This window comes from Arthrobacter sp. HMWF013 (assembly GCF_003061105.1).
GTDB lineage: Bacteria > Actinomycetota > Actinomycetes > Actinomycetales > Micrococcaceae > Arthrobacter.
In genome coordinates this window covers 1-8,277 of the sequence record NZ_QAIQ01000026.1, presented here as the reverse complement: position 1 = coordinate 8,277, position 8,277 = coordinate 1, and the positions used below count along the sequence as shown (strand labels likewise).

The following is an 8,277-nucleotide window of genomic DNA, read 5'->3' as shown; positions in this document are numbered from 1 at the left end:
TCTCCGAGGTCCGCAGCGAAATCTGGTCCGGGCACCGCCGCAAGGTGGCTTCCGCGCTGGGCCTGTGGTCAAAGCGGGTGGACGAGGCCGAGCTGGTGGAACGCCTGCACCTGCCGCGCCCCGAACGGATGACCCCGCTGCGGTTCCTGCACGACCTCATCGAACGTGCCCGCTCCCAGCGCCGCCACGTGGTCCTGCCCGAAGGGACAGATCCGAGGATCCTGCGCGCCGCGGAAATCCTCCACCGCCGCGACGTCTGCGATCTCACGATCCTGGGCCCCGAATCGGACGTCCGGGAGCTCGCAGCGTCCCGCGGGATCGACCTGTCCGGGATCAACATCGTGGACCCCGCCACGTCCGAGCTCCGGCAGAAGTTCGCGGAAAAGTATGCGGAATTGCGGGCGCACAAGGGCGTGGACCTGACCAAGGCCCTGGAAATCATGCAGGATGTCAGCTACTTCGGGACCATGATGGTCCAGCTGGGCGTGGTGGACGGCATGGTCTCCGGCGCCGCGCACACCACGGCGCACACCATCCGTCCCGCCCTGGAGTTCGTCAAGACCCGCGAGGGCGTGAAGATCGTCTCCTCGGTGTTCCTGATGCTGATGCCGGACCGCGTGCTGGTTTATGGCGACTGCGCGGTGAACCCTGACCCCAACGTGGAGCAGCTCGCCGACATCGCGCTCGCCTCCGCCGAAACCGCCCAGCAGTTCGGCGTGGAGCCCCGGGTTGCCATGCTGTCCTATTCAACAGGTGGTTCGGGGGCGGGGGAGGCCGTGGACGAGGTCCGGCAGGCCACCGAACTGGTCCGCAGCCGCCGCCCCGATCTCGCCGTCGAAGGCCCCATCCAGTACGACGCCGCCGTGGACGCCTCCATCGCGGAGTCCAAGATGCCGGGCTCCTCCGTGGCCGGGCAGGCGACCGTCTTCATCTTCCCCGACCTGAACACCGGCAACAACACCTACAAGGCGGTGCAGCAGAGCTCCGGTGCCGTCGCCGTCGGGCCTGTCCTGCAGGGACTGCGGAAGCCGGTCAACGATCTCTCCCGCGGCTGCACCGTGGAGGACATCGTGAACACCGTGGCCATCACTGCCATCCAGGCGCAGTCCCCGGCCTCCTAAGGCGCTTTCCAAAGCAACGCGGGGTCACTCCACGCCCGATTTCAGTCGTTTATCGGGCGAGGAGTGACCCCGCGTTGCGGTTAAGGGGCCTAGCTGTTGTCCGGCTTGGCCAGGCTGTCTTTGTCCTCCTGCTTGGCGGGCTCGTCGGACAGCCCCTGCGGGGTGAGGTCCAGGTTTTCCGGGTTTTCCGGTGGCTCGGGTGCCTCGCCCACCTCCTGCGCCTTGAGGTTGCCGGTGTCGTCCAGGGCAGGGTTGGCGCCTTCGACGCCGGTGGGATCCTTGGAGCCCGAGCTGGAGCCGCTATCCGGTCCCGTCTCCGGGAGGGGCGGGGTGCTGCTGGACCCGGTGTTCGTGGGGTCGTTGTCCTCGGCTTGAGTGGTTTCGTTCGTCATGGGAATGTCCTCTCGGCGTGGGTGCAGCTTGTCCGCCGACTCTAAGCGCCCGCCGCCCCCGTCCGCAAGGAACCGGCCGCCCGCACAAGGCAACTTATAGTGGGAAGCGGTTGAACTGCGGAAGCAAGGCTCAGGAGGCCCCTCATGCTCGTGCTCGTCATCAATTCCGGCTCGTCCTCGCTCAAGTACCAGGTGCGCGACGTCGCGGCCGGCAGTGTCCTGACCGAGGGTCTGATCGAGAAGATCGGGATGGGCAACGGCGGGGACGGCGACGGCGAAATCGAGGGCCCGCGGGACCATGCGGAGGCGCTGGAGCAGGTTGACGCGGCCATCCACCAGGAACTCGGCGAGCTGGAACTGGCAGCGGTAGGACACCGGGTGGTGCACGGCGGCGAGCGGTTCGCGGAGCCGGTGCTGATCGACAATGAGATCACCCGTGCCATTGAGCGGCTGAACCCGCTGGCCCCGCTGCACAACCCTGCGAACGTGCTGGGCATCCGCGCCATCAGCAAGAAGTGGCCGGAGATGCCTCAGGTTGCCGTGTTCGACACCGCCTTCCACCGCACCCTGCCCGAACACGCCTGGCGCTACGCCGTCCCGGACGAGCTTTACACGAACCACGGAATCCGCCGCTACGGCTTCCACGGCACTTCGCACGAGTACGTCACGCACCGCGCCGCCGCGCTGCTGGGACTCCCGGTGGAAGAGTTCGACGGCGTGATCGCCCACCTGGGGAACGGCGCCTCCGTCACGGCCATCCGCGGCGGTCATTCGGTGGACACGTCCATGGGCTTCACGCCGCTCGAGGGCCTGGTGATGGGCACCCGCTCCGGCGACCTGGACCCCTCCATCCTGGTGTTTCTGGGCCGGGCCGGCTGGACCCCCGAAGACCTTGACACCATGCTCAACCGTGAGTCCGGGCTCAAAGGCCTCGCCGGAAACAACGACATGCGGTCCGTGGTGGAAGCTTCCGAAGCCGGCGACGCCAGGGCCGCCACCGCGTTGGCGGTCACGTCTTACCGGCTGGCCAAGTACATCGGCGGCTACCACGTGGCCGTGGGCGGCGCGAAGGCTCTCGTGTTCACCGCCGGGATCGGCGAGAACTCGCACCAGTTCCGTGCACTCGTGGCGGACAAGCTGGGTGCCCTGGGGATAACGCTCGACGCCGGCCTGAACAGTCAGCGGTCCAAGGAACCGCGCGTGATTTCCACGCCGGAGTCCGCCATTCCGGTTCTGGTGGTGCCCACCGACGAGGAGCGCGCCATCGCGGAGGCGACTGCCGCCGTCGTCCATTCATCGGTTGCTCCGTAGGGGGTTCCCTCAGATCCAATAGAGCGGGCCTTTGTGCTCTACATAGGGTTCCGGGCCGGGCCTAGCCTGAAAATGGCAGTGTGGCGCGGCCGCCTGCCGAATTCCGGGGACCACGCCGAATTTCGGGAGGCAAACGGTGAAACCGGCAAACATAAGCATCATCGCAGGCGTAATCCTGATGGCGGTCGGCGGGCTGTTGCTGCTGGACCTTCTCAACGTGGTGGAGACCGCCGGTTTGGTTCCGGCGCTGATTTTCGCCGCGGTGGGGGCGGTGTTCCTGTCCGTCTTCAGCCGCAGCCGGGAGAACTGGTGGGCAGCGATCCCCGGGTCGGTGTTCCTTGGCCTGGCCGCGGTGATTACCGCCGCGCAGCTCACGGATGGCCGCACGGGGGCAGCCTTCCTGTTCCTGTTCATGGCAGCCGGATTCGCCGCGGTCTATCTGCGCGAGCCGGCCAACTGGTGGGCCGTGATCCCGTGCGGGGTGATGCTGACCCTGGCGGTCATCGTGGCCCTGCCGCAGGATCTTCCGGGCATGACCGTCCCTGCTGTCCTGTTCCTGGGGCTGGCAGCAACCTTTGGTGTGCTTTCCCTTGTCCCGGTCCGGGATGCGGGGCACACCGTCCGGATGAAGTGGCCCCTGATTCCGGCTGCCGTTCTCGCGGTGATGGGAGTGATCTTCGCTCTCCAGGCAACGGTGCTGCTCATCTCCGGTGACTTCGCCGTACCGGCCGTCATGATCCTGGCGGGGATCGCCCTGCTGGTCTACGCCTACTACGCCCGGCACGACAGGCAGCACAAGGCGCCCGGAGCGTAGGCCGTGGGTTTGGTGGCCGGGGCCGTCCCTTAGGCGCGGCTGTCTGGGCGCGTCCCTTTAGGCCCGGCCCTTGAGGATCAGGTTCCAGTAGACCTGCGGGAAAACGTCCCTGTCCACCACCCAGGAGGCGCGGCTCTCCTTCCACGTGGGCACCTGGGGAAGGGTGGGCATCGGCCGGTAGCCGGCGTCGAACTCCGCGAACACCACAGTGGACCGGGACACCGTGAACGGGCACACCGCATAGCCGTCGTACTTTTCCTTCAGCGGTGCCCCCTTCCGTGCAGCCACGAGGTTCTTCGCCAGCACCTTGGTCTGTTTCCGCAGTGCGCCGCCGCATTTCGAGTTGGTGGTGGCGGCTGCGTCGCCAAGTGACCACACGTTCGGATATCGCACATGCCGCAGGGTTTCGGCGTCCACCTGGACGAAGCCTCCGTCGTCGCCCGGGGCCGGCAGGTCAGTGGCCTTGAGCCAGTCCGGCGCCGACTGCGGCGGGACCGCATTCAGGACGTCGTAGTGGAGTTCCTCAGTGGAGCCGGTGGTGCTGTCCCGGATCAGCACTGTCTGGGCAGCGGGATCCGCCGCAGTGACTTCGCTGTTGAGCCGGAGCTCGATGCCGTACGCCCCGATCTTGCGGTTCAGCTCCTCGTCCACGCCGGGCACCCCGTAAACGGTGGGGTAGGGCTGGACCATCACCACGCGGATGTCCTTCAGGACTCCCTGCTCCCGCCAATAATCGCAGGCCAGATACATGGGCTTCTGCGCGGCACCGGCGCACTTGGCCGGGCCGGACGGCATGGTGAACACCGCGGTGCCTGTTTTCAGGGCGCTGAGGAGCGTCCAGGCCTTGGGGGCAAGATCGAACTCGTAATGCGATGCCCCGTGCGGAGAGTGGACAGCCGCCTCCAGGCCGGGGATCTTGTCCCAGTCCAGTTGCAGCCCGGGGCAGACCACCAGTTGGCCGTAGGTAAGCTCACTGCCCGATGCCAAAGTGACAGTGTTGGCTGCGGCGTTGATGCCGGTTGCGCCGTCCCGGATCCATTCCACGCCCTTGGGCATGACCGACGCCTGGGAACGGATGGCCTCAGCTGCCTTGGCCCGCCCGCCGGCGATGTGGGAGAACAGCGGCTGATACAGGTGATGGTCCTTGGGTTCCACCACGGCGATGTCCTTGACGCCGTACCGGTGCAGGCGTGCCGCCAGGGAAATCCCTGCATTGCCGCCGCCAATGATGAGCACTTCATAGTTCTTTTGGCTGGACACGCGGCTAGTCCTTCTCGGTCAGGGCGGACGCCTTGTGGGCGGCGCGGGCGCCGGTTTTGGCCGACTCCACCACGTATTGGGGTTCTGCCTCGCTGGCCCGGTGCTGGTTCCCGTCCAGTTCGAAATCGCTGGTTTTCTTCTCCACGATCTTCCCGTGGGTGGGCCCCTGCGGCGTGTTCCATTCCACGGACGTTCCCTTGCGTAGCGACATTCCTGCTCCTTCAGACGGACCGGACGTGAAACACAATAGTAAGCATGATTAGTTTCCGGGGTCACGGGGCAGGGGGTCTCCGTTGCCAGCGGGCGCGCGCTTCAAGCCGGGGGCCACGGATCAGCGTTGACTCTCCATGCCGTTCAGACCACACTGGCGCTGAGCCTATCTGCCGGCCAAGCCGAGCCGTCACCAGGCTTTTGACGAGGAGTACCGATCATGGCCGTCATAGAGGAAAGCGTCTACATCGCCCGTCCGCAGCAGGAGGTCTTCGACTTTCTGGCCAAGAGCGAAAACATCCCCATCTGGGACTCGTCCGTGATCCGTGCAGAACAGATCGGCGACGGGCCCGTGGACGTGGGAACCCAGTCAAAGGGTACAAGCAAGATCATGGGCCGGCACTTCGACTGGGTCACCGAAACCACCCTTTTCGAGCCGCCGAACCGGACGGCCATAGAGTCGGTCGGCGGTGACTTGAAGTTCAAGATTTCAAACACCCTGGAACCGCAGGGCGACGGGACCCGGTTCATCTACCGGATCGACGCGGACTCCGGACTTGGCGGAGTTTTCGGCAAGCTGGCGGATTCGTTGGTGGAGAAGGCCCACGCCAGGACGGTGCGGGCCAACCTCGAGACCCTGGCGGACCTCCTGGCCGAACACCCCGACATCGTTTAGCCTGCCTGCCGGGGGCGAACCGCCTGGACTTACTTCAGCCCGGCCCCCGGAAGCAGTTCGGTGGCGCCGAGCGAGTCGGCGATGAACGCGTAGTCCCACGCCCGTTCGCGCCACTGGACGTACCGGCCCGAGGCGCCGCCGTGGCCGCCGTCCATTTCGATCTTCATGACGATCGGCTCCGCACCCGTGGTGTTGTTCCGCAGCTCCTGGACCCACTTGGCCGGCTCCACGTACAGCACGCGCGTGTCGTTGAAGGACGTGACGGCCGCGATCTTGGGGTACGCCACGGCCCGCACATTCTCGTACGGCGTGTAGGACTTCATGTACTTATAGACCTCGGGGTCTGTGATGGGGTTGCCCCATTCTTCCCACTCCAGGGCGGACAGCGGCAGCTCCGGGTCAAGGATGCTGGTCAGGGGGTCCACGAACGGCACCTGGGCCACCACCGCGGCGTACTTCTCCGGCGCCTGATTGGCGATGGCACCCATCAGCAGCCCGCCCGCGGACCCGCCCAGCGCGGCAATTCGTGACGGATCCACCCAGCCGGAAGCGGCCAGCCAGTCGGTGGCGTCCACAAAGTCAGTGAACGTGTTCTTCTTGGTGAGTTTCTTGCCGTCCTCATACCAGTGCCGGCCCAGCTCGCCGCCGCCGCGGATGTGGGCGATCACAAACACCACGCCACGGTCCAACAGTGAGAGCCGTGCGATGCCGAAACCGGGGTCCATGCTCAGCTCATACGAGCCGTAGCCGTAGACCAGGCCCGCCGCCGTCGAGTCCTGGTTGACGGCTTTGTGCCGCAGCACTGACAGCGGAATCCGGGTGCCGTCCGCGGCGTCCGCCCATTCGCGGGTGGCCACGTAGTCGGCGGCAGAGTAACCGCCGAGTACGGGGCTTTCCTTGCGCAGCAGAAGTTCGCCGGCAGGTTGGGCCGGCGTTGGAAGGACGAAGTCGTACACGCGCGACGGCGTGAAGTAGGACGTGTAGCCCAGCCGGATCACGGGCGCTTCGTAGTCGGATCCGCCCACCCCGGCCGTGTACAGCTCTTCGTCGAAGGCGGGCTCCACCGGCGCCTCCTGCGCTGGCGTGCCGAGCCCGGCAAGGCCCATCACCTGGACCCGTTCGATGGTGTCCTTGCGGATGGACACAATCAGGTGCGTGGAGGTGACGCCGGCGCCGTTGACGCGGACGTCGTCGGAATGCCCGACGACGGTGTCCCAGTGCTGCTCGGCCAGCGGCTTGGTGAGCTCGGCCGGGTCAACGAGGGAGACCATGGAGTTCACGGCGTTCCGGTTGTGGGTGATGATGATGCGCTCTGCCTTCTCGCCACCGGGCCCGGTGAGCAGGAACGGCTCGGCCTCATAGAGCACGCGCTCGTCGCGCGAAATCACGGTGGTGAGGGCCGCCGTCGGGTCATCGAAAGGCAGCAGGCGCGTCTCGCTGTACTCGGAGCAGCCGATGCCCAGCACGAGGTGACGACGGTCGGAGGAGAGCTCAAAGCCCAGCCACATGGCGACGTCGTCCTCCTGGTAAATCACTTCATCCTCGGTGACCGGGGTGCCCAGCACGTGGGACTTGACCTGGTACGGGCGCCAGGAGTCGTCCACCACCGTGTAGAAGATCCGCGTGCCGTCAGGGGAGAAGCTGACGCCGTAGAAGATGTTCTCGATGACGTCCGGAAGCAGCTCGCCGGTGCGCAGATCCTTGATGCGGAGCGTAAAGCGTTCGTCGCCGGAGTTGTCCACCGCGTAGGCATAGAGGTTCCCGTCCACCGTGACGGCCGAGCCGCCCACGGAGAAGAAGGGCTTGCCCTCCGCCTCGATGTTGCCGTCCAGCAGCACTTCCTCGCCGGGGATTTCGACGCCGGCCTCCACCGCCGGGGGAGTCCAGTCGGCCACGGGGTTGCCGGTGTCCGCAGCCCGGACACGGCACTGGATGCCATACTCCTTGCCTTCGACGGACCGGCTGAAGTACCACCAGCCGTCCTTCCGGTTTGGGACAGACAAGTCTGTCTCTTGGGTGCGGCCCTTGATTTCCTGGAAGATGGCCTCCCGCAGCGGCTCCTGGTGCGCGGTGACGGCCTCCTGGTAGGCGTTCTCAGCCTTCAGGTGATCCACGACCTCGGGGGATTCCTTTTCGCGCAGCCACTCGTAGTTGTCCACGAACGTATCGCCGTGGTGCGTCCGCTCGTGCGGGACCTTCTTGGCGACGGGCGGCGCAACCGGCCCGGCGGAAGCGGCGACGGCGGAATTGGCGGAATCCTGCAGCGGAGTCTGGGTCATTCCTTCAATATATAGAGCCGGACCGACAATGGCGGCTGCGTTCGCTACCGGGGGAGCCCACCTTCAACGCTCTCTCACTTCTTGCCGCCAAAACGGAAACGCTCTTTCACTTCCTGCCGCCAAAACGGAAACGCTCTTTCACTTCCTGCCGCCAAAGCGGAAACGCTCTGTCTCTCGGTTTCCGCTGCCGGGCTCCCGCGCCCCGGTGCCGGAA

General features: G+C 66.1%; 8 protein-coding genes. 4 read left to right on the top strand and 4 right to left on the bottom strand.

The features are described from left to right. A partial coding sequence (gene pta, locus DBR22_RS01090) for a phosphate acetyltransferase (protein WP_108597391.1) occupies positions 1-1,121 on the top strand: 1,121 nt, incomplete at its 5' end. Between the two features lie 89 nt (positions 1,122-1,210). Here pta and DBR22_RS01085 read toward each other — a convergent pair. Further along, a complete protein-coding gene (locus DBR22_RS01085) occupies positions 1,211-1,513 on the bottom strand; it encodes a hypothetical protein (protein WP_108597390.1) in 303 nt (100 codons plus the stop codon). A gap of 144 nt (positions 1,514-1,657) precedes the next feature. On the opposite strand from DBR22_RS01085, the gene DBR22_RS01080 reads away from it, so the two are divergent. Further along, positions 1,658-2,824 carry an acetate kinase gene (locus DBR22_RS01080; protein ID WP_108597389.1) on the top strand — a complete coding sequence of 389 codons (1,167 nt, stop codon included), beginning with the start codon at positions 1,658-1,660 and terminating at the stop codon, positions 2,822-2,824. Positions 2,825-2,960: 136 nt separating this feature from the next. Further along, on the top strand, positions 2,961-3,638 hold the full coding sequence (locus tag DBR22_RS01075; protein WP_108597388.1) for a hypothetical protein: 678 nt from the start codon (positions 2,961-2,963) through the stop codon (positions 3,636-3,638). Positions 3,639-3,695: 57 nt separating this feature from the next. On the opposite strand, the gene DBR22_RS01070 is transcribed toward DBR22_RS01075, so the two are convergent. Both DBR22_RS01070 and DBR22_RS01065 read right to left on the bottom strand, forming a co-directional pair. Beyond that, a complete protein-coding gene (locus tag DBR22_RS01070; RefSeq protein ID WP_108597387.1) occupies positions 3,696-4,898 on the bottom strand; it encodes an NAD(P)/FAD-dependent oxidoreductase in 1,203 nt (400 codons plus the stop codon). Positions 4,899-4,902: 4 nt separating this feature from the next. Continuing rightward, on the bottom strand, positions 4,903-5,109 hold the full coding sequence (locus DBR22_RS01065) for a DUF2945 domain-containing protein (protein ID WP_108597386.1): 207 nt from the start codon (positions 5,107-5,109) through the stop codon (positions 4,903-4,905). 219 nt (positions 5,110-5,328) lie between these two features. Here DBR22_RS01065 and DBR22_RS01060 point away from each other — a divergent pair, with 219 nt between their 5' ends. Beyond that, positions 5,329-5,784: an SRPBCC family protein gene (locus DBR22_RS01060; RefSeq protein WP_108597385.1), complete on the top strand. Its 456-nt coding sequence runs from the start codon at positions 5,329-5,331 to the stop codon at positions 5,782-5,784. A 29-nt stretch (positions 5,785-5,813) separates the two neighbouring features. Here the strand turns inward: DBR22_RS01060 and DBR22_RS01055 are convergent, their stop codons facing one another. Beyond that, positions 5,814-8,063, bottom strand: a complete 2,250-nt coding sequence (locus tag DBR22_RS01055; RefSeq protein ID WP_181364973.1) for a S9 family peptidase — start codon at positions 8,061-8,063, stop codon at positions 5,814-5,816. Between the last annotated feature and the right edge of the window lie 214 nt (positions 8,064-8,277).